At 64.7% G+C, this 20,679-nt stretch carries 21 protein-coding genes and 2 tRNA genes; 11 read left to right on the forward strand and 12 right to left on the reverse strand.

Annotated elements, in window-relative coordinates:
* Nucleotides 1-5: 5 nt before the first annotated feature.
* From E4S58_RS08580 to dgcN, 4 genes are all read right to left on the reverse strand, one after another.
* On the reverse strand, nucleotides 6-1,022 hold the full coding sequence (locus tag E4S58_RS08580; protein WP_136636006.1) for an amidohydrolase family protein: 1,017 nt from the start codon (nucleotides 1,020-1,022) through the stop codon (nucleotides 6-8).
* Nucleotides 1,023-1,194: 172 nt separating this feature from the next.
* Nucleotides 1,195-2,055, reverse strand: a complete 861-nt coding sequence (locus E4S58_RS08585) for a D-amino-acid transaminase (protein WP_136636007.1) — start codon at nucleotides 2,053-2,055, stop codon at nucleotides 1,195-1,197.
* 21 nt (nucleotides 2,056-2,076) lie between these two features.
* A complete protein-coding gene (gene dgcA, locus E4S58_RS08590) occupies nucleotides 2,077-3,042 on the reverse strand; it encodes an N-acetyl-D-Glu racemase DgcA (protein ID WP_136636794.1) in 966 nt (321 codons plus the stop codon).
* 69 nt (nucleotides 3,043-3,111) lie between these two features.
* Nucleotides 3,112-4,116 (reverse strand): N-acetyltransferase DgcN, encoded by a 1,005-nt coding sequence (gene dgcN, locus E4S58_RS08595; protein ID WP_136636008.1) that lies wholly within the window; start codon nucleotides 4,114-4,116, stop codon nucleotides 3,112-3,114.
* A gap of 262 nt (nucleotides 4,117-4,378) precedes the next feature.
* Between dgcN and E4S58_RS08600 the strand changes: the two genes are divergently transcribed.
* The gene (locus E4S58_RS08600) at nucleotides 4,379-5,341 is read left to right on the forward strand and encodes an L-malyl-CoA/beta-methylmalyl-CoA lyase (RefSeq protein WP_136636009.1); all 963 of its coding nucleotides are present in this window, start codon (nucleotides 4,379-4,381) and stop codon (nucleotides 5,339-5,341) included.
* Between the two features lie 162 nt (nucleotides 5,342-5,503).
* Complete coding sequence (locus E4S58_RS08605) at nucleotides 5,504-6,001, forward strand: hypothetical protein (protein ID WP_136636010.1); 498 nt, start codon at nucleotides 5,504-5,506, stop codon at nucleotides 5,999-6,001.
* On the opposite strand, the gene E4S58_RS08610 is transcribed toward E4S58_RS08605, so the two are convergent.
* On the reverse strand, nucleotides 6,002-6,445 hold the full coding sequence (locus tag E4S58_RS08610) for an Lrp/AsnC family transcriptional regulator (protein WP_136636011.1): 444 nt from the start codon (nucleotides 6,443-6,445) through the stop codon (nucleotides 6,002-6,004).
* 100 nt (nucleotides 6,446-6,545) lie between these two features.
* Between E4S58_RS08610 and E4S58_RS08615 the strand changes: the two genes are divergently transcribed.
* Complete coding sequence (locus E4S58_RS08615; protein WP_136636012.1) at nucleotides 6,546-7,142, forward strand: LysE family translocator; 597 nt, start codon at nucleotides 6,546-6,548, stop codon at nucleotides 7,140-7,142.
* Between the two features lie 11 nt (nucleotides 7,143-7,153).
* Here the strand turns inward: E4S58_RS08615 and E4S58_RS08620 are convergent, their stop codons facing one another.
* Together E4S58_RS08620 and E4S58_RS08625 are read right to left on the reverse strand one after the other, a co-directional pair.
* Complete coding sequence (locus E4S58_RS08620) at nucleotides 7,154-7,765, reverse strand: GyrI-like domain-containing protein (RefSeq protein WP_136636013.1); 612 nt, start codon at nucleotides 7,763-7,765, stop codon at nucleotides 7,154-7,156.
* A 4-nt stretch (nucleotides 7,766-7,769) separates the two neighbouring features.
* A complete protein-coding gene (locus tag E4S58_RS08625) occupies nucleotides 7,770-8,603 on the reverse strand; it encodes an AraC family transcriptional regulator (RefSeq protein ID WP_136636014.1) in 834 nt (277 codons plus the stop codon).
* A gap of 111 nt (nucleotides 8,604-8,714) precedes the next feature.
* Here E4S58_RS08625 and E4S58_RS08630 point away from each other — a divergent pair, with 111 nt between their 5' ends.
* The 3 genes from E4S58_RS08630 (at nucleotide 8,715) to E4S58_RS08640 (ending at nucleotide 11,793) form a co-directional block, all read left to right on the forward strand.
* Entirely contained in the window at nucleotides 8,715-9,713 is a 999-nt protein-coding gene (locus E4S58_RS08630) for an acetyl-CoA carboxylase carboxyltransferase subunit alpha (protein ID WP_136636015.1), read from the forward strand.
* Between the two features lie 69 nt (nucleotides 9,714-9,782).
* The gene (locus E4S58_RS08635) at nucleotides 9,783-10,445 is read left to right on the forward strand and encodes a potassium channel family protein (RefSeq protein ID WP_136636016.1); all 663 of its coding nucleotides are present in this window, start codon (nucleotides 9,783-9,785) and stop codon (nucleotides 10,443-10,445) included.
* Nucleotides 10,446-10,449: 4 nt separating this feature from the next.
* Complete coding sequence (locus E4S58_RS08640; RefSeq protein ID WP_240789512.1) at nucleotides 10,450-11,793, forward strand: TrkH family potassium uptake protein; 1,344 nt, start codon at nucleotides 10,450-10,452, stop codon at nucleotides 11,791-11,793.
* Between the two features lie 16 nt (nucleotides 11,794-11,809).
* Here the strand turns inward: E4S58_RS08640 and E4S58_RS08645 are convergent, their stop codons facing one another.
* Together E4S58_RS08645 and E4S58_RS08650 are read right to left on the reverse strand one after the other, a co-directional pair.
* Nucleotides 11,810-12,457, reverse strand: a complete 648-nt coding sequence (locus tag E4S58_RS08645; protein WP_136636017.1) for a GntR family transcriptional regulator — start codon at nucleotides 12,455-12,457, stop codon at nucleotides 11,810-11,812.
* 42 nt (nucleotides 12,458-12,499) lie between these two features.
* Nucleotides 12,500-13,195, reverse strand: a complete 696-nt coding sequence (locus E4S58_RS08650) for a M48 family metallopeptidase (protein ID WP_136636796.1) — start codon at nucleotides 13,193-13,195, stop codon at nucleotides 12,500-12,502.
* A gap of 134 nt (nucleotides 13,196-13,329) precedes the next feature.
* On the opposite strand from E4S58_RS08650, the gene E4S58_RS08655 reads away from it, so the two are divergent.
* The 4 genes from E4S58_RS08655 (at nucleotide 13,330) to E4S58_RS08670 (ending at nucleotide 15,967) form a co-directional block, all read left to right on the forward strand.
* Nucleotides 13,330-13,647, forward strand: a complete 318-nt coding sequence (locus E4S58_RS08655) for a TIGR02300 family protein (protein WP_136636018.1) — start codon at nucleotides 13,330-13,332, stop codon at nucleotides 13,645-13,647.
* A 106-nt stretch (nucleotides 13,648-13,753) separates the two neighbouring features.
* Nucleotides 13,754-13,829 (forward strand) — tRNA-Ala (locus E4S58_RS08660).
* A 228-nt stretch (nucleotides 13,830-14,057) separates the two neighbouring features.
* Nucleotides 14,058-14,702, forward strand: coding sequence for a VPLPA-CTERM sorting domain-containing protein (locus E4S58_RS08665; RefSeq protein WP_169052641.1), 645 nt, complete (start codon nucleotides 14,058-14,060; stop codon nucleotides 14,700-14,702).
* Nucleotides 14,703-14,857: 155 nt separating this feature from the next.
* The gene (locus E4S58_RS08670) at nucleotides 14,858-15,967 is read left to right on the forward strand and encodes a THUMP domain-containing class I SAM-dependent RNA methyltransferase (protein ID WP_136636020.1); all 1,110 of its coding nucleotides are present in this window, start codon (nucleotides 14,858-14,860) and stop codon (nucleotides 15,965-15,967) included.
* Here the strand turns inward: E4S58_RS08670 and E4S58_RS08675 are convergent.
* Together E4S58_RS08675 and E4S58_RS08680 are read right to left on the reverse strand one after the other, a co-directional pair.
* Nucleotides 15,964-17,517 (reverse strand): gamma-glutamyltransferase, encoded by a 1,554-nt coding sequence (locus E4S58_RS08675; protein WP_136636021.1) that lies wholly within the window; start codon nucleotides 17,515-17,517, stop codon nucleotides 15,964-15,966. The genes E4S58_RS08670 and E4S58_RS08675 overlap by 4 nt on opposite strands.
* Nucleotides 17,517-18,929 (reverse strand): FAD-binding oxidoreductase, encoded by a 1,413-nt coding sequence (locus E4S58_RS08680; protein ID WP_136636022.1) that lies wholly within the window; start codon nucleotides 18,927-18,929, stop codon nucleotides 17,517-17,519. The genes E4S58_RS08675 and E4S58_RS08680 overlap by 1 nt, the downstream gene beginning before the upstream one ends.
* Before the next feature lie 128 nt (nucleotides 18,930-19,057).
* Between E4S58_RS08680 and E4S58_RS08685 the strand changes: the two genes are divergently transcribed.
* Nucleotides 19,058-19,134: transfer RNA gene (locus tag E4S58_RS08685), tRNA-Met, on the forward strand.
* A gap of 29 nt (nucleotides 19,135-19,163) precedes the next feature.
* Here the strand turns inward: E4S58_RS08685 and E4S58_RS08690 are convergent.
* A complete protein-coding gene (locus E4S58_RS08690; RefSeq protein ID WP_136636023.1) occupies nucleotides 19,164-20,678 on the reverse strand; it encodes a malonate--CoA ligase in 1,515 nt (504 codons plus the stop codon).
* Nucleotide 20,679: the final 1 nt, after the last annotated feature.

The following is a 20,679-nucleotide window of genomic DNA, read 5'->3' on the forward strand; positions in this document are numbered from 1 at the left end:
CCGACTCAAAGGCGGTAAACCTTCGCGGCGGTGTCGTGGAACAGCTTGGCCTTCTCGTCGTCGCTGGCGCCTGCGGTGATCCGCTTGAAGGTGTTCCAGACCACCGGATAGGACACGGCCCCCTTGTCGACGGGGAAGTTGCTTTCGAACATGCAGCGATCCGCGCCGAACAGCTCGATCGTCGTCTCGACATAGGGCCGCCAGAGCCGCGCGCATTCCCCAGACGACGGCGGCAGCGGTTCGAGGTGCAGGTCGAAGCCGTTGACGTCCATCGCAAGCCCGCCCATCTTCACATGGGCATTCGGACAGGTCGCCAGATCGGTCATGTGCCGCTTCCATTCGGCAAAGACCTCGTCGCCCTTGCCGCGATAGGGCCCGATGCCAAGCGGTCCGCCAAAGTGATCGAGGATCATCGTGGTTTCGGGAAAGGCCCGCGCAAGGTCGGTGAAATCCGGGATCTGCGGGTGATAGAGCCAGCCGTCATAGCTCAGCCCATTTTCGGCAAGCTTGGCGAACCCCGCACGGAAGGCATCGTCGTACATCATCCGCAGCGGCGAATTCGGCACCGCGCCGGAAAAGGCGTCGCCGCCGCTGGCGGTGTAATGCCGGATGCCGCGCAACCGCCCCTTGGCCGCCTGCCTGTGCGCATCCAGAACCGGCTGCACACCGTCGCCCAGCATCAGGTTGGCGTGGGCCACGATGCCGGCACAGGCCACGATGTCGGGGTTCTTCTCGGCCGCATCCTCGGCGACTCCCACGGCGAATTCGGTCTCTCCGACCGGCCGCATCTCCTCGGGGCCGTCGGCGCGGTAGCCATAGCGGCACTGCACGAAGATCGATTTCCGGATGTTGTGGCCACTGGTCAGATCAGCCAGCAGTTCGTCCGCATAGTAGGGGCCAAGCCGGTCCCAGAGGTGATGATGCGGGTCAATGATAGGGAGGTCGGGATCCAGGATCTCCTCGCTCAGTTTCGCCAGCCAGGCCTCGTCCGTGTGGATATGCGTCGTCTTTTCGTATGTCATGATGTCCTCCCTGCAGGGAGGATACCGCAACGCGCCTTTCGTGGAAGAGTATTCCTACAGGCGGAAATGAAAAGGCGGGTTTCGCGGTCCCGGCGGCGAGGCATCGGCACCCCACACGAAAAAGGCCCGGGGTGTGCAGACCCCGGGCCATGTCGTCGCACGTTGCGCGTACTCAGATCGCCTTGGCGCGGCTTTCCTCGATGTAGATCTCGCGCAGGCGCAGGGCGATCCGGCCCGGCGTCCCCTCGCCCACGGTCGCACCGTCGATGCTCACCACCGGCTGCACGAAGGTCGTGGCCGAGGTGATGAAGGCCTCGTCCGCCTGCTGCGCCTCTTCGATGGTGAAGCCGCGTTCCTCGACCACCATCTGCGCCTCCTTGGCCAGCCGAAGAACGGCGGCGCGGGTGATCCCGTGCAGGATGTCGTTGGACAGCTGGCGGGTGATGATCTTGCCGTCCTTCACGATATAGGCGTTGTTCGAGGTCCCCTCGGTCACCTGACCGTCCTCGACCATCCAGGCATCATCGGCACCGGCGGCCTTGGCCATCATCTTGCCCATGGAGGGGTAGAGCAGCTGCACCGTCTTGATGTCCCGACGCGCCCACCTTTGATCCTCGATGGAAATCACGCTGATGCCCTTGGTCGCGGCCGGCGCGTTCGCCAGGTTCTTGACCTGGGTGAACAGCACAATGGTCGACGGCGTTTCCTCTGGGTCGGGGAAGGCAAAGTCGCGGTCCGCAGGGGCGCCACGGGTGATCTGAAGATAGATGCCGCCTTCGGTCAGGTCGTTACGCCGGACCAGTTCGCGATGGATCTCAAGCAGTTCGTCCATCGTCACGGGCGAGGCCATGTCCAGTTCGGTCAGCGACCGTTCCAGCCGCTTCGCATGACCGTCGAAATCGACCAGCTTGCCATCCAGCACGCTCGTCACCTCGTAGACGCCATCGGCCATCAGGAACCCCCGGTCGAAGATCGAGATCTTCGCGTCGGCTTCGGGCAGGTACTCTCCGTTCACGTAAACGGTGCGGGTCATCGGGGTCTCCTTGTCGGCAGGTCAGCCCCAGAGGGCGGGTTCGGACGGGTGCACGCCCCGGTCGTCGAACTTCAGGGCATGATCGCGGTCTTGGGCCAGCAGAAGCGGTCCGTCAAGATCGGTGATCATCGCACCCTGCGCCACCAGAACCGCCGGGGCCATGGCCAGCGAAGACCCGACCATGCAGCCGACCATGATGCGATAGCCTTCGGCCAGGGCGGCGTCGCGCAGGGCCAGCGCCTCGGTCAGCCCGCCGGTCTTGTCGAGCTTGATGTTCACCACGTCGTACTTGCCCTTCAGCCCGGGCAGGCTGTCACGGTCATGGCAGCTTTCATCCGCGCAGACCGGAACGGGCCGCTCCATCCCGATCAGGGCCTCGTCCTCGCCCGCGGGCAGGGGTTGTTCGACCAGCGCCACGCCAAGTCGGACCAGATGCGGTGCCAGATCGGCATAGACCGCTGCTGACCAGCCTTCGTTGGCATCGACGATGATACGCGAATTGGGCGCGCCGCGCCGGACGGCCTCAAGCCGCGCCATGTCGTCGGGCGTGCCCAGCTTGATCTTCAACAGGGGCCGATGCGCATGTTTTCGGGCCGAGGCCTCCATGACATCCGGGTCCGCCAGCGACAGGGTAAAGGCCGTGATCTCCGGCCCGGGACGGTCCAGCCCTGCCAGCTCCCACGCGCGCTTGCCCGCGCGCTTCGCTTCAAGATCCCACAGCGCGCAGTCCACCGCGTTCCGCGCCGCGCCCGCAGGCAACAGACCCGCCAGGTCGGATCGGTCGAACGACGACGGCAGGCCCGCGACCTCGGCCGTCACGCTTTCCAGCGTTTCCCCATAGCGCGCATAGGGCACGCATTCGCCCCAGCCCGTATGCGCACCGTCGGTCACACGCACGCTCAGCACATGCGCCTCCGTCCGGCTGCCGCGGCTGATGGTAAAGACCTCTGCCAAAGGAAATGTGTCCGCCGTGACCGAAAGCTCCACGCCCGTCCCCTTCATCTTGCTGAAAATACTCCCGCCGGAGGCGCAGAGGCGCCCCCGACCGAAATCACGTTACCCGAGCGCCAGAAGCGCATCCACCAGCTTCCCTGCGCCATAGCGGTAGGGGTCGGTGGCGGGCAGGCCCATGCGGTCCTCGACCTCGGCCAGGTAGGCCTTGGCGTCTTCGTCCGACATGTTCTGGGTGTTCACCGAAACGCCGATCACCTGGCAATCGGGGTTGGCCACACGCGCCAGCGGCAGGGCGGTGTCGCGCAGCGCCTCGAGCGAGGGCAGCGCATAGCCGGGCAGGCCGCGCATATGTTCGCGCGTGGGTTCATGCGCCAGGACCAGCGCATCGGGCTGGCCGCCGTGGATCAGCGCCATGGTCACGCCGGAATAGGACACGTGGAACAGGCTGCCCTGACCTTCGATGTGATCCCAGTGGTCGGCGTCGTTGTCGGGCGTCAGCCATTCGACCGAGCCTGCCATGAAATCGGCGATCACCGCATCCAGCGGCACGCCTTCGCCGGTCACCAGGATCCCGGTCTGGCCTGTCGCGCGGAACGAGGATTTCAGCCCGCGATCCTTCATCTCGCGATCCATGCAGAGCGCGGTGTACATCTTGCCGACCGAACAGTCGGTGCCGACGGCCAGGCAACGCTTGCCGGTCCGCTTCTCTCCGTTCGCGATCGGGTATTTCACCGACGGGATGCGCACGTCGTGCAGCTGGCGGCCGGTCGCTTCGGCGACGGCCTTCAGTTCAGGCTCATCGCGCAGCAGGTTGTGCAGGCCCGAGGCCAGGTCAAAGCCTTCCTCCAGCGCCTCGACCAGCACCTTTTTCCACGCCTGGGAAATTACGCCGCCACGGTTGGCCACGCCGATCACCAGGGTTTTCGCACCGGCGGCCTTGGCCTCGGCCAGGGTCATGTCGGGCAGGCCCATGTCGGCCTTGCAGCCCTCCATCCGGAACTGGCCGACCGCGTTGTCGGGACGCCAGTCGCGGATGCCTTGCGCCACTTTCGCAGCAAGCTTGTCCGGCGCATCGCCAAGAAACAGTAGATATGGGGTCTCGATCATCGTTCGCTCCGTCGTTTGGGACAGTCTGCCGCGATTCCCGAGGGAAGGCTTTGCTTTTCCGCAGCTGCGAAGGCCGTGGCCGGGAAAATATTCGACGCAATCACATCCTTGCGCGAAATTCTTGCGGATCGCGCAGGTCCAGCGCCCGATCCTGCGGAAGGTTAACAGCTTCGCCGCATCGCAATATCAGGTTGCCCTACCTCGCGTAATTTAATACCTGTCAGACCAGAAAAAACGAAATATCGTTACCCGAGGAGATGTCATGTCCTTCCGCATCCAGCCGACTCCGCCCGCCCGTCCCAACCGTTGCCAGCTGTTTGGCCCGGGGTCGAACACCAAGCTGCCGCCGAAAATGGCGGCGTCTGCGGCGGATGTGATCAACCTCGACCTCGAAGACGCGGTGGCCCCCGACGACAAGCCGCAGGCGCGCAAGAACATCATCGAAGCCATTGGCGACATCGACTGGGGCAACAAGACCTTGTCGGTGCGGATCAACGGGCTCGACACGCCCTACTGGTATCGCGACGTGGTGGATCTGGTCGAACAGGCGGGCGAACGGCTCGACATGATCATGATCCCCAAGGTCGGCTGCGCGGCGGACATCTATGCCGTAGACGCGCTGATTTCCTCGATCGAGGCCGCCAAGGGGCGCAAGAAGCGCCTGAAGCTTGAGGTCATCATCGAATCCGCCGCCGGCATCGCGCATGTCGAAGAAATCGCGGCATCTTCTCCCCGGCTTGAGGCGATGAGCCTTGGTGCGGCCGACTTCGCGGCCTCCATGGGGATGCAGACGACCGGCATCGGTGGCACGCAAGAAGATTACTACATGCTGCGCGAAAGTCAGAAGTACTGGTCCGACCCGTGGCATTGGGCCCAGACCGCCATCGTCGCGGCTTGCCGGACCCACGGTGTGCTGCCTGTCGACGGGCCGTTTGGCGATTTCTCGGATCCCGAAGGCTTCAAGGCGCAGGCGCTGCGGTCGGCGACGCTTGGCATGGTCGGCAAATGGGCGATCCATCCGAACCAGATCGCCCTGGCGAACGAGGTCTTCACCCCGCCCGAAGCCAAGGTGACCGAGGCGAAGGAAATCCTTGCCGCGATGGAAGAGGCGCAGCGCACCGGCGCCGGCGCGGTGGTCTACAAGGGCCGACTGGTCGACATCGCGTCGATCAAGCAAGCCGAGGTGATCGTCAAACAGGCCGAGCTTATCGCCTCCATGGCCTGAGCCTTCGGGCTGATGACACTGACGCCCGCCGGTTCCCCGGCGGGCTTTTTCGTGGCGAGTGCGACCGCCAAAGATCACGACATTCTGACCCCTGCGCGCCCCTCTGCCCTTGGCAGCCCCCCATCACGGCTTAAAACAGGGGGACCACGACCGGAGAGAGACATGCGCATTCTGATCCCCTTCCTGCTTGCCACCCTGGCCGCCCTGCCACTGCGGGCCGAGATCGTCGAGAACGATGCGATGAAGGTGTTCGAAGGCAAATGGGTGCAATCCAAGGATCCGTCGCAGAACGGCATCCTGATGTACCTGACGCAGGAACGGTCCGAGGTCGGTGAATATTTCTCGATCCGCTGCGATGCGGGCGCGCCGTCCGTACGGGTTGCCTTTCCCAAGCGGCGGTCGGGCAAGGATCTTGGCCTGATCGTCGACGGGACCGAGATGCGCGCGCCGTCCAGCTTTACCGGCCGCACCAAGGATCCGCATTTCGTGCGGGGCAATATCTTTGGCTACAAGCTCGACTTTGCCGATGCTGCCGCGCGGGATGCCTTCCTGACCCGGATCGGGTCGGCGCGGATGCTGACCATCGAAGGCCAGACCCTGCCGGTCGACCTGACGGGGGCGCAACAGGCGATCCGGGAACAGGCCGCCTATTGCCGCTGATCAGGCACGGTCATCCTTGGGCGATGCCATGACGACGTAAGAGGTGATGGCGCTGACCTGCGGGACGGTGCCCAGAACCTCGGTATGGAAGGCCTTGTAGGCGGCCAGATCCGCCGCCTCGATCCGCATCAGGTATTCCCAGGATCCGGTGATGTTGTGGCATTCGACGACCTCGGGCGAATGGGCGATGGCGGCCTCGAAGGCCTCTTGCGCGGCCTTGGTGTGGGCGTTCAGGCCGACCGTGACATAGGCGGTGAAGCCGATGCCCTTCTTCACCGGATCCAGCACGGCGCGATAGCCGGTAATCACGCCCGACCGTTCAAGCTCCTGCACCCGGCGCAGGCAGGCCGAGGGCGACAGCCCCACCCGATCCGCCAGTTCGAGGTTCGAGATCCGGCCATTTCGGGTCAGTTCGCGCAATATCTTTCGGTTCAGATCATCCATTGATGTCAATCATTGCTAAGTGCGGCCACATGTCGGCTGATTATGCAACCCTTCGCCGCTCTGCGCCACATAGGATTGCGTGACACCAAGGACGATCCCCATGACACCTGATATCCTCATCGCGCTGTTCCTCTTCTGCCTCGTCTCGACCCTGACCCCCGGGCCGAACAACCTGATGGTCATGGCCTCGGGCGCGAACTTCGGCTACCGCCGGACGCTGCCGCACATGCTGGGGATTGCCGTGGGGTTCGGCCTGATGACGGTGCTGGTCGGCCTTGGTCTGATGCAGGTGTTCGACCTGTTTCCCGTCACGCACACGATCCTGACCGTGGCGAGCACGGCCTATCTTCTGTGGCTGGCGTGGAAGATCGCAAATTCGACCGCCCCGGAGGGTGAGGTCGAGGCCAACGCCCGCCCCTTCACCTTCCTGCAGGCGGCCGCGTTCCAGTGGATCAATCCCAAGGCCTGGACGATGGCACTGTCGGCGATCACCTTCTACGCGGCGGACCGCAGCCTTCTGGCGATCCTGGTCGTCGCGGCGATGTTCGCGGCCGTCTGCATCCCCTGCGTGTCGGTCTGGACGGTGCTTGGGCAGCAGATGCGGCGGTTCCTGACCAACCCCGCACGGTTGCGGATATTCAACTGGGGCATGGCGCTTCTGCTGGTCGCGTCACTGGCACCGGTCGTGTTCCACTAGGCCATCCCCCCCTAGGTCAGCGGAACAACCGGCTGCCGCAGGATGGTGCGCAGCTTTGCCGGATCGGTGCGACGCGGGTCGGACAGGTAGATCTCGTGATGCGGCAGCCCAAAGGTCAGGCCCCGCTCTGGCATGATCCGGTCGTGCAATTGCGCCAGCACCGGGGCTTCATCGGCATAGGGCCCAATGTGCAGGCACTGCAGGCACAGGCCTTCGGCGATCTCTTCGATGCTGACGTCCGGCGCATCCGCGCCCAGCTTTGCCGCCGCCTTTGCGCGGGCCGCCGCAATCATCGCCTCGGTCACCGGAACCGGCAGTCGCAGCATGGCCTTCCACTGCCAGTCGGCCCGGCGTGCGGTGGTGAACGCACGGGGATCATCAGCCCACCACTGCGCCTCAAGCGGGGGCACGACATGGTCCCGGCCCGCGTCTTTCGCTGCGAACTTCAGCGGATAGGCATGGGCATACAGCGCCTGCGTCGCGGCGGCAAAGGCGGGGCCATCGGGATCACCGCGCCCCGTGGCAGTGAGATAGAGCATGGGCGGAACCGTGATCTCCTCCCACACTCCGTTTCGACCCGAATACAGGGCTTTTCCGGATTTCTTGACGTCCAGCTTGGTCATGGCGTCACACCAGCGGCAGATGGATTTCGGTCAGCAGGTCTTCGGGCGCTGTGTCCATCGGGGTGTTAAGGTATTTTTCATACGACGGCGCCTCTGCCGGGTCGCGCCCCGAGGACGGCAACCAGGTTCCGAACAGGTAGTCGTAGGCGGACGGCAGGTTGGCGTAGGGCCCGCGATAGGTCAAAACGGCCTGCGGTCCGCCGGGCAGATCACGAGATTCAAGGCCTTCGGGACAGGGTAGATCGGGGGCGACCTCAAAGGCGGCAAAGCTGCGCAGGTCCGGCTCGGCCACGACCGAGATGTCGTCGTAGAACACCGCGATCATGCCGCGTGTCTGCGGATAAAGACCCCGGGCGGCGATGGTGACGTCGAGACGGGAAAAGGCCTCGGATATCCTGAAATAGGCGCCCTGGTGTGGCAGGCCGATCAGGTGTCGGGCAGGCAGGTCCTGGATCTTGACGGGGTACATGGTCGCCGGGTCCTTCTTTTGCTTGACGAAAGGGGTCGGCACCCCCCGGGCGCGAAAGGCGATCGGGGTCATGCCATAGATCGACTGGAAGGCCCGGGCAAAGCTGTCGCGGTCATCATAGCCAACCTGCCGTGCGATCCGGTCGACGGGCGCGTCGGTCCGTGCCAGTTCACTGGCCGCGACATGCAGCCGGATCCGCCGGACCGTCTGGGCACAGGTTTCGCCGGTCATGGCGCGGTAGACGCGGTGCCAGTGAAAGCGGCTCATCGCGGCAACATCGGCCAAGGCATCCAGCGACAGATCTCCGTCGAGGTTGGCGAAGATATGGTCGATGACGCGCAACAGGCGGGTTTCATAGCTGTTCGACATGGTGGGCCTTTCCTGAACCGGGACCTCGCACGGGATCGTCCGGCAAATCTTGCGGAGTTGCAAAGCCCCCGGCCCATAGGCATATACCCCCCCAAGCCCGGAGGTATCCTGATGTCCGAACCCAAATCCGACCGCCCCACGACCGAGCCGAGCAGCTATCTCGACTTCGAAAAGCCGCTGGCGGAAATCGAAGGCAAGGCGCGCGAGCTGCGGGCGATGGCCCGGCAGAACGAAGGCGTGGACATGGAAGACGAGGCCAAGGCGCTGGACGCCAAGGCCGCGACCATGCTGCGGGATCTGTACAAGTCTCTGACGCCATGGCGGAAATGCCAGGTCGCGCGTCACCCCGACCGGCCGCATTGCCGCGACTACATCGACGCGCTGTTCCAGGAATTCACCCCGCTGGCGGGCGACCGGAACTTTGCCGACGACCTGGCGGTGATGGGCGGGCTGGCCCGGTTCAACGACCAGCCGGTGATGGTGATCGGCCATGAGAAGGGCAATGACACGAAAAGCCGGATCGAACGCAATTTCGGCATGGCGCGCCCCGAAGGCTACCGCAAGGCCGTGCGCCTGATGGAGATGGCGGACAAGTTCAACCTGCCCGTGATCACCATCGTCGATACGCCCGGCGCCTATCCCGGCAAGGGCGCGGAAGAACGCGGCCAGTCCGAGGCGATCGCCCGCTCGACCGAGAAATGCCTGCAGATCGGCGTTCCGCTGGTGTCGGTGGTGATCGGCGAAGGCGGTTCCGGCGGGGCTGTGGCCTTTGCCACGGCGAACCGCGTCGCGATGATGGAGCATTCGGTCTATTCGGTCATCACGCCCGAGGGCTGCGCCTCGATCCTGTGGAAGGATTCGGAAAAGATGCGCGAAGCGGCCGAGGCGATGCGCCTGACCGCGCAGAACCTGCTGGACCTGGGCGTGATCGACCGCATCATCCCCGAACCGCTTGGCGGCGCGCACCGCGACCGCAAGGCGTCGTACGACGCGGTCGGCAAGGCGATCGGCACCATGCTGGGCGAGGTCACCGGTCATTCCCGCGACAAGCTGATCAAGGATCGGCGCGGCAAGTTCCTGTCGATGGGATCCAAGGGTCTGGCCGCCTGATCGGCGGCTGACCCCTTGACGCCCCTGCACTTCACCCCACCATGCCCGACTTGGGCATAGGGGGCGGACATGCGCCACAACCGACGTAACTTCGCAGTCATCGGCCTTGGAAATTTCGGCGGCACCGTCGCGTCGGAACTGGTGCGATACGGCAAGTTCGTGATCGGCATCGACCGCGACGAGAAGATCGTGTCGAACTTTGCCGAAGAGCTGAGCCAGGCGCTGATCCTTGACAGTCGCGACGAACAGGCCCTGCGGGAAGCCGGGGTCGGCGAATGCGATGCGGCGCTGATCTCGATGGGTGAAGACCTGGAAAGTTCGGTGCTGACGGCCATCAACCTCAAGATGATCGGGGTCGAACTGGTCTGGGCCAAGGCGGTGAACCGGGCGCACCACCGCATCCTGTCCAAGCTGGGCGTCGACCGCGTGTTCCACCCCGAAGAGGAAATGGGTCGCCACGTTGCGCAGGTGATGAACAACCAGTTCGTGCGCGACTATGTCAGCCTGGGCAACGGCAGCCACGTCTTCTATCTGCAGGCGCCCGAGGAACTGGACGGCAAGCGCCTGACCGAGCTGAACCTGAAGGACAAGCACGACATCCGCTGCCTGGGCGTGATGCGCGGAACCGAGTTTCTGTGCGATGCCTCGGGCGATTGCACGCTGGCGCCGGGGGACCGGCTGATCGTGCTGGGCACCCGTCTGAATTTCGGTGCCTTCGCGGATTCGATCTGATCCCATGTCACTGGACCGGATGCTGAAACGGATCGCGCGGTTCACCCGGATGCCCGCGCCCGAGATGCTGGCGCTGGCCTATGCCGGGTTCATCCTGGCGGGCACCCTGCTGTTGATGACGCCCTGGGCCACGACGCGGCCGATCAGCTGGATGGATGCCATCTTCACCTCGACCTCGGCGGTGACGGTCACGGGGCTTGCTGTGCTGGACACCGGGACCGACCTGACCTTCTTCGGGCAATGCGTCGTTCTGGTGTTGATCCAGCTGGGCGGGCTGGGGCTGATGACCTTTGCCGTGCTGCTACTGGCGGCGCTTGGCGTGTCGGTCGGCCTGCCGCAGCGCGTGGTGCTGCGCGAAGAACTGGGGCAGTCGTCGCTGCATGACCTGATGCGCCTTGCGTCGCTGGTGTTCCGCGTCGCGCTGGTCTGCGAGGCGGGCGGCGTCCTGATCCTGTCGGTGCCCTTCATCCGGGACTATGGGGTTGCCGAGGGCCTTTGGGCGGCGCTGTTCCACACGGTGTCGGCCTTCAACAACGCGGGGTTCTCGCTCTGGTCCGACAGCCTGATGCGGTATGTCGACGATCCGCTGGTGATCCTGCCGATCTCGGCCCTGTTCATCGTCGGCGGCATCGGCTTCATCGTCATCGGCGACCTTTGGGAACATCGCAAATGGCGGCCGCTGTCGCTGCATTCCAAGCTGATGCTGGTCGGCACGCTTGGACTGATCCTATGGGGGTGGGTGTCGATCGCGGTGCTTGAATGGCACAATCCCCGCACGCTTGGCGATCTGAGCTTCGGCGGCAAGATCCTGGGGTCGTTCTTCCAGGGGGTCAGCCCGCGCACCGCCGGGTTCAATTCGGTCGATATCGGCGGGCTGCACGATTCCACCTCGCTGATCGTGATCCTGCTGATGCTGGTCGGGGGCGGGTCGACCTCGACCGCCGGGGGGATCAAGGTCACCAGCTTCTTCGTGCTGCTTCTGACCATCGTCGCCTTTTTCCGGCGCCGCACGAACCTGCGGATCTACAACCGGTCGATCGGCTTCGAATCCGTCTTCCGGGTGATGGCGTTGACGGCGGTGTCGATGCTGATCGTGCTGTCGGGGATCTTCATCGTCTCGATCTCGCACGACGGGGAAATCTTCGATCTGATCTTCGAGGTCGCATCGGCCTTCGGCACCACCGGCCTGTCGCGCGGATCGACCGGAGAGTTGGACACCACAGGCCGCATCGTGCTGATCCTGATCATGTTCATCGGCCGCGTCGGTCCGCTGACACTGGGCTTTCTGCTGGCCACCCGCATGGTGCCGCGCGTCCGCTACCCCGAAGCGCAGGTGTTCCTGGGCTAGGACTGACGCGCGACCCTCACGTCTGCAGCATCCGCAGGCCCTGCGTCACGTCCGACCGCACCGCAAGCCGCAGGCCCGGTTCGTCGCCCGCCTTCAGCGCAGCTATGATAAGCCTATGGAAATGCGGGGATTCCTTGCGGTGGAGTCGCCCGTAGAGCTTGCGCATCGTCGGCCCCAGCTGCAGCCAGACGGTTTCCGCCATAGCCAGCATCGCGGGCGCCTGGGCGCGCAGGTACAGCGTGCGGTGGAATTCCAGATTGGTCCGGATATAGCCGACGGCATCGTGGCGCTCGACCACTTCCGAGATCGTGGAGTTGATCGTCTGAAGCCGGTCGATCAGCGCGATGTGGGCCCGGGGCAGCGCGCGCGAGGCCAGCTCGACCTCAAGCAGGGCCCGCAGGGCGGCCAGTTCCTCGATCCGTTCATTGGTGATCTCGGGCGTCGAGACCCGACCCGAAGCCGACAGGGTCAGTGCGCCTTCGGCGACCAGCCGCCGGATCGCTTCGCGTGCGGGGGTCATCGAGACTCCGAATTCCTTGCCGATGCCGCGCAGTGTCAGAGATTCGCCCGGCGGAATCTCTCCGTGCATGATGCGGGTCCGCAGACCGCGATAGACGCGTTCATGGGCGGCGGGCGAGGGATCGGGACGGGTCTGGATCAACATGCATGGTTTTGTGATCACATCCACGCGCAAGGTCAAGATGCCTCAGCTGGGATCAAACCTGATGCGGTGCAGTCCGGTGCCGTCGCTGCGCAGCCAGTTGCGCTGCGCCTTGTAGGGGCCGTGGATCTTTTCCACCTGCGCCCAGAAGCGGTCGGAATGGTTCATTTCAGCCAGATGCGCGACCTCGTGGGCGGCGACATAGGCCAGCACCTCGGGCGGGGCCATGATCAGCCGCCAAGAATACGACAGCGATCCATCCGATGCACAGCTGCCCCATCTCGACCGCGTGTCGCGCAGGGTGATGCGGGTGTAGTTGCGCCCCAACCGCGCGGCGTAAAGGTCCGAGGCCGACGCCAGCCGATCCCGGGCCAGGGTCTTGAGATAACCGGACAATCGCGCGGGCAGACGGTCGGGATCGCCGGGCACCAGAATGCGGTCAGCGTCGATCCGCACCGACCGGCCCGCGCCGGGCGCGATGGTCAGCGCGCGCCCTTCGACGGGGATCACCGCGCCATGGGCCACGAGGGTGACATCGCCGTGGCGCATCGCGTTGCGCCGCAGCCAGTCGGCCTTTTCCGCCGCAAAGGCCAGACCTGCCTTTTCCGTGACGCCACGGGGCAGGGTCAGCGTCACGCGCCCGTCCAGCGCCGAGACGCGCAGGGAAATCCGCCGCGCCCGACCCGACCTTTTGAGATTGATTTCCACCGGGGGGTTGCCCGGCAGGACATGCTGGCCCATATCTGCCCCATCATCCGCGAGGCCACCCGCCTGCGCCGCTTCGGGCGTCAGGCCGAAAGCCTTTGACACCCACTGATGCTTATGGCAGGGGACGCGGATCGTCGGCAAGAGATGTCATCTGAAAGGGAACACACATGCCCAAGGAAGAATGGGGTACAAAGCGCGTTTGCCCCACCACCGGCAAACGGTTCTACGACCTCAACCAGTCCCCGATCGTCAGCCCCTACACGGGCGAGGTGGTCGAGTTTGACGAGACCAAGAACCGCATGATCGCCGCGGACGCGGAAGATGCGGCCAGCAAGAAGGCCAAAGAGGCCGACGACGAAGATGTCGTGCTGGACGATGATGATGTCGACGTGGATATCGACGACGATCTGCTGGAAGAAGACGACGATGACGACAACGTCTCGCTCGACGAACTGGCGGACGTTGCGGACAACGACGACGACTGAGTCAGGGCCTGATCTGGGGGCCAACGGGGCGCATGGATTTTTCGCTTGATCCGCCCCCCGCCTTCCCCTAGACAGCGCCGCACGGGTCAAATCACTCGTGCACTACGGGGCCTTAGCTCAGCTGGGAGAGCGCTTGCATGGCATGCAAGAGGTCAGGGGTTCGATCCCCCTAGGCTCCACCAAATCCCTTTCGGGATTTCGACCAAAAGGCCGCCTTCGGGCGGCCTTTGTCGTTTCAGGGCCCCTTGTCGTGCTGTGCTCACTCAGCCCACGGGCAGGCATTTATCCACCTCACATTCATCCATCGATTTCACAGAAAAGGTCAGGAATACCCTAGTTGCCCTTACGTCACCTCCGGATACCCTGAGATGGCCACGACGTGGCAATCACCTAAAAATTTGGAGAGAGTTATGAAGACAATTTTGATTTCGAGTCTCGCGCTGGCGATAACTGCCGGCGCGGCCACGGCTGCTTCGTTCACACTTTACAATGATCGAAGCACATATGAGACGGCCGTCAGCGCCATGGTTACCGGGCCGACGTTCTTCCTCGATTTCAACGATCCGAATGGCGACAACTATCCGGGTGTGGACGGGGATTTTCCGGACCAAGTCAATTTCAATACGATCGGCGCGACCAACCCTGCACTTGTGAACATCAACAACTACATCGGCGACACCGGTGATCCCTCGACCGTCAATAACGTGGGCATACTTGAAGGGGTGCTTTACCGAGACACCATCGCAATGGGCTTTAAAATCCTGAGCGGCTCCATTGAAGGCGCAGAGTTGTACGACTCGTCAGGAACTTCATTGGGTCAGGCTCTGCAGTTCACGTCGTTCGACTTTATCGGGATCATCTCGGACACGGCGTTCACGCGATTCAACTTGCTTCCGAATATCTTTGGACCATCAACCTCCGTCGCGGGTGGATACGACCGCGTCTTCATTGATGACTTTACAGCAACCGCATCGCCGGTCCCCCTTCCGGCAAGCGTCCTCCTGCTGGGCGCGGCAGTGGGCGGTCTGGGCTTTGTGCGGCGCCGCCAAAGCTGATTGAGTTCAGTCAGTGGATTGGGGCGTCGGTCCGTTGTCCGGCGCCCCTTTAGCGCCAGCGACCTCTGTTTTGACCTCTTGCCAGTTCGATCCCGTGGCCGGGCCTTCCGACGCTTTCCTGTCGCCTGTGGCCGCGATTCCGGCTAGGCAGCGGCATGACCACCGACAGCTTCGACATTTTCCTCGTCTGCAACCCCGGGCTTGAGCCTGTCCTGAAGGACGAGGCCGCGGCGGCGGGATTCGCCGGTGCCAAGGCTGTGTCGGGCGGGGTCGAGATCTCTGGCACCTGGTCCGACGTCTGGCGGGCCAACCTGGATCTGCGGGGCGCGACGCGGGTGCTTGTGCGGATCGGCGGGTTCCCGGCGGTGCATCTTGCGCAGCTCGACAAGCGGTCGCGCAAGTTTCCCTGGGGCGACGTGCTGCGCCCGGACGTTCCGGTCAGCGTTGAGGCGACCTGCAAGGGATCCAAGATCTATCACGACCGCGCGGCGGCGCAGCGGGTTGCGACGGCGATCGCCGAGGAACTGGGCGCGCCGGTCACCAAGGATGCCAAGCTGCGCGTGATGGTGCGGATCGAGGACAACCTGGTGACCTTCAGCCTCGATACCACGGGCGAGTCGCTGCACAAGCGCGGGCACAAGGCGGCGGTCGGCAAGGCGCCGATGCGCGAAACGCTGGCCGCGCTTTTCCTGCGACAGTGCGGGTTCACGGGGTCCGAAACGGTGGTGGATCCGATGTGCGGGTCCGGGACCTTCCCGATCGAGGCGGCGGAAATCGCGCTTGGGATGCAGCCGGGGCGGTCGCGGCGGTTCGCCTTCGAGGATCTCGCAAGCTTTGATGCGGATGCCTTTGCCGCGCTGCGTCGGGACACCAAAACAGACACTGATCTGCGGTTTTATGGCTTTGACCGGGACGACGGCGCCGTGGCCAACAGCCAGAAGAATGCCGAACGTGCCGGGGTGGCCGACTACTGCACCTTTGCCCGCGCGCCGATCAGCGACCTGATGCCGCCCGAGGGCGCGCCGGGCCTCGTCATGATCAACCCGCCCTATGGCGGGCGGATCGGTAATCGCAAGATGCTGTTCGCCCTGCACGGTACCATGGGCGAGGTTCTGATGACCCGTTTCAGCGGCTGGCGCGTGGGCATCATCACCGACGACGGCGGGCTGGCCAAGGCGACCGGGCTGCCATTTCTGCCGACTGGGCGGGCGGTGGATCACGGCGGGCTGAAGGTCAAACTCTACCGCACCGATCCCCTGCCCTAGACGTCGTCTTCGCTGATCGCATCGGCCCAGGGCGACATGACCTCGGTACAGCCGGAATTCCGGCCGTTCACCCGCCGCACGGCCGATGGACAGGCCCAGGCAAAGGGATAGACCGCATTCGGGCGCACCTGCGTGTCATGCTGCGCGGCCAGCGTGTCGAGCGTGCCTTGGGGTAGTGCGGCATCGGCGATCAGCGTGTCGCCCGCGATGTCGATGCGGGGGTGGTGAAAGGCGTCTTCCAGCGTCAGGCCCGCGTCCGTCATCATCGTCGACAGCTGCGCCACCGCGCCCAGGATCTTGCGCCCGCCAGACGCCCCGACGGCAAACCCGCCGGTTTCGTCCCTGACAATCGCCGGGCAGATGTTCATCAGGCAGGGCTGCCCGGGAGCGAGGGAGTTCGGCTTGCCCGGTTCCGGGTCGAACCACATGATGCCGTTGTTCATCGGGATGCCGGTCGATTGCGACAGCACGCGCGACCCGAATATCGACAATAGGGTCTGCGTCACGGCGACCATGTTGCCCTCGCGGTCCACGACCGAGAAATGGGTGGTGCAGCCCGGGCTTGTGTGGGTTTCGCCATCGTGGCCCATGGTGGCGAGGCGGTGGTCATAGGCCGCCTTCAGCGCGGCGGCCATGGCGGGCATGTCCGGGGTCGCACTGACGGGCAGACGGTCGAAATAATCGGCAAGGTTCGGGCCGGCGGTCAGGCCGGGCGTTGTGTACACGGTCGCGCCGCCACGGGCGATGCTGACCGGTTCAAAGACCCCCGCGCGGTAATCGGCGAGGTCCTGCAACGACAGGCTGCCGCCCTTGCCCTGCACATCCGACACCAGCGCGCGGGCAATGTCGCCTTCGTAGAAATCGCGGGCGCCGTGGGATGCCAGCCGCTCCAGCGTGGCGGCCATGCCCGAGAAATCGAGGTGCTGCTGCCCGCTGGCCGTCCAGCCGCCGATCTTGGGCCAGGTGCCCTCGTCGAGGAAAATCTTTGCCAGGTCGGGGTCCTGCGCGATCAGCCGGGCCGAGGATGTCGTCAGCAGCGCGGAATACCAGTCGGCGAGCGGGCCTTCCTTGGCCATGGCGATCGCCGGCTCCAGCAAATCGGCCCAGGGCATGGTGGCGAACCGCTGATGCGCGGCCTCCATCCCGGCGACATGGCCCGGGACGGCGATGGCGGTGGCGCCGTGGACGTTGCGGTCGTCCTTGACGGCGGGCCAGGGGAAGAGGTCGGACACCCGGCCCTGCCCGGTCAGCGGATAGTCCGCGACATCCAGCGCCGCCGGAGACCGCATCCCGAAGTTCAGCGCATAGGCACGCTGTTCCTTTTCACGCCAGATCACCATGGCGCCGCCGCCGCCCGGGCCGCTCATCCACGGCTCGACCACGCCCAGCACAAAGGCCGTGGCGATGGCCGCGTCGATGGCATCACCCCCGGCCTTCAGCACCTCGGCCCCCGCCCGGGCCGCGCGGCTGTGCTGGGAGGCGACGACACCCGATTGCGTCTCTGTTACGCGCTTCCGGGTCTCTTGCGTCGTCGAGAAGTTGGTCAGCATCAGCTTGCCCCCCCTGCGGGCACGAGCTTGCCCGGGTTCATGATTCCGTTCGGATCCAGTGCCGCCTTGATCGCGCGCATCGCCGCCAGCGCGGCCGGGTCCTTGCGCCGGATCATCGAGCTGAGCTTGGCCGTGCCGATCCCGTGTTCGGCGCTGAACGATCCGCCCAGGGTCAGCACGATATCCTCGACCCGTTCCATGATCCGCTCCTTGAGCTCATCAGACCCGGTGGTCGGGAAGACGGTGTAATGCACGTTGCCGTCGCCAAGGTGCGACACCACAGAGGTCGAGGCGCCCGGGTCGACCTCCTGCAGGGCGGCATCGGCGCGGGTCAGGAAGGTTTCGACCTTGTCCAGCGGCACGGCGACGTCATTGGTCAGGCGCGCACCCCGGCTATAGGCGATTTCGGCGGCAGCCTCGCGGCGGGCCCACATGTCCTTCCGCTGCGCTTCGGTGCGCGCGACGATGGCGTCGTCGATCAGACCGTCTTCCAGATAGCGGACAAGGATTTCCTCAAGGTGGCTGACGATCGGGATCTCGCCGGTGTCATCGGGAGCGCAATCCTTGGGGGCCAGCGCGCCGACCTCGATCAGGATGTTGACTGGATGCGGGCCGTCGAAGGGGGCCTTGTGCGCCGGGTTCAGGGCGACGTGATCGTCGATGTAGCTTTGCGGCATGTATTCGAAGGCCTCGACCTGCCCGCCGGTTTCGCGCTGAATTTCATTCAGCAGCGGCAGGGCGTCGGACAGGTTCTGCATGCCGACCATCGCGGTGGCATAGGCCCCGGGCTTGGGATGCAGTTTCAACGTCGCGGCGGTGATGATGCCAAGCGTTCCTTCCGACCCGATCAACAGGTGGCGCAGGTCGTAGCCCGAGTTGTTCTTGTGCAGGCCGCTCATCAGGTCGACGATCTCTCCGGTCGGCAGCACGGCTTCGATCCCGAGGACAAGATCCCGGGTGTTGCCGTAGCGCAGGACGTTCGACCCCCCGGCATTGGTGCCCAGGAACCCGCCGACACGGGCCGACCCCTTGGCCCCGAAGCTGAGAGGGAAGACAAGGTTCCGGGCATCCGCCGCATCGTGGATGTCCGACAGGATCGCCCCGGCTTCGACCACGGCCAGCTGCGCCTCGGCGCGAATCTCGCGGATCTTCGACATGCGTTCGAAGGACAGGATCACCGCCTCTCCGATCGCACCGCCGCACAGGCCGGTGCGACCGCCGACGGGGATCACCGGGAAAGGCGTGGCATTGGCCAGCTTCACCACCTCCGAGACCTCCTGCGTGGTCGCGGGCCGGACCACAGCAATTGGCGTGGCTTCACGCTGTCCCGAAATATCAACGGCATAGGATGCGGTATCCGCGCCGGTCAGCACGTTGGCGGCGCCGACTATGGCCCGAAGCTGGTCGATCATCTGGCTCTCCTCACAAGCGGGGGGATCATGCGCCGGGGCCAGCGGAAGGACAAGGGAGGCATCCTGTCGGAAAACCGGGGTTTTCCCGCTTGACCTGTCTTCGTGCTTGGCCTAAACGGCCCCGGTCTGGCGGAGTAGCTCAGTTGGTTAGAGCAGCGGAATCATAATCCGCGTGTCGGGGGTTCAAGTCCCTCCTCCGCTACCAGATCCCCCCCTAAAACCGAAGATCCCGGATCAGCCCGCGAACCTGTCCTTGTAGGCGTCGCGCAGGATGTTCTTCTGCACCTTGCCCATGGTGTTGCGGGGCAGTTCGTCGACGATCACCAGATCGCGCGGGTGCTTGAACCGGGCCAGCGTGGTGCGGACGGCCTGCATCATGGTGTCGGTGTCGGGGGTTTCACCGGGGGCGGCCACGAGGACACCAAGGACGGTTTCGCCGAAATCGGGATGCGGCACGCCGATCACCGCGCTTTCCAGCACGCCGGGCTGGTCGTCCAGCACCAGTTCGATTTCCTTGGGATAGATGTTGTACCCGCCCGAGATGATCAGATCCTTGTTGCGCCCGACGATGTGGACATAGCCATCGGCATCGATGCGCCCCAGATCGCCGGTGATGAAGAACCCGTCCGCGCGCAGTTCGGCGGCGGTCTTCTCGGGCATCTGCCAATAGCCCTTGAAGACGTTCGGACCGCGCACCTCGATCTGGCCGATCTCGCCCTGTGGCAGCGCGGCCCCGGTGTCTGGATCGGTGATCTTGAGCTCGACCCCCGGCAGCGGAAAGCCAACCGTCCCGGCCCGCCGTTCGCCGTCGTAGGGGTTCGAGGTGTTCATGTTGGTTTCGGTCATCCCGTAGCGTTCCAGGATGCGATGGCCGGTGCGGTCTTCGAACTGGACGTGGGTTTCCGCCAGCAGGGGGGCCGACCCCGACACGAAGAGCCGCATGTGCCCCGTCAGATCGCGGGTAAAGCGGTCGTCGCCCAGAAGGCGGGTGTAGAATGTGGGCACACCCATCATCGCGGTGGCGTCCCGCATCCGGTCGATCATGACGTCGAGGTCGAATTTCGGCAGGAAGATCATGCTGCTGCCCGCGGCAAGCGTGATGTTCGTCGCGACGAAAAGCCCATGCGTGTGGAAGATCGGCAAGGCATGCAGCAGCACGTCCTGGGAGGTGAACCGCCATTCCTTCACCAGCGTCTGGGCGTTCGACAGCAGGTTGTCCTGCGTCAGCATCGCCCCCTTCGACCGGCCCGTTGTGCCGGATGTATAAAGAAAGGCCGCAAGATCATCACCCGTCCGGTCGACCGTGTCGAAGGTCGCGGGCTGGGTCTGCGCCTGGTCGGTCAACGACCCGCCGCCGTCGGCGTTCAGCGTTTCGATCCGGGCCCCCAGATCCGTCGCGATCGGCGACAGGGCGTCCTTGCTGCGGGCGTCGCAGACGATCAGGGACGCGCCGCTGTTTTCGATGAAATACCGCAGCTCCTCGACCGTGTAGGCGGTGTTGAGAGGCAGGAACACCAGACCGGCCTGCGCGCAGGCGGCGTAAAGCGCCAGCGCCTGCGGGGATTTCTCGACCTGAACGGCGACGCGATCGCCTGCGGCAAGGCCCAGCCCGGTCATCACGTTGGCGATGCGGGCACCCATGGCCAGGAAGTCGGCGTAAGACACGGTGCCGCCGTCGGGCAGATGCAGGAAGGGGGCGGTCTTGCCCTGGTGGCCACCGAAAAGCGTGTCGTAAAGGGGGTTCGCCATG

This window comes from Pseudooceanicola onchidii (genome assembly GCF_004959925.1).
Classification (GTDB): domain Bacteria; phylum Pseudomonadota; class Alphaproteobacteria; order Rhodobacterales; family Rhodobacteraceae; genus Pseudooceanicola; species Pseudooceanicola onchidii.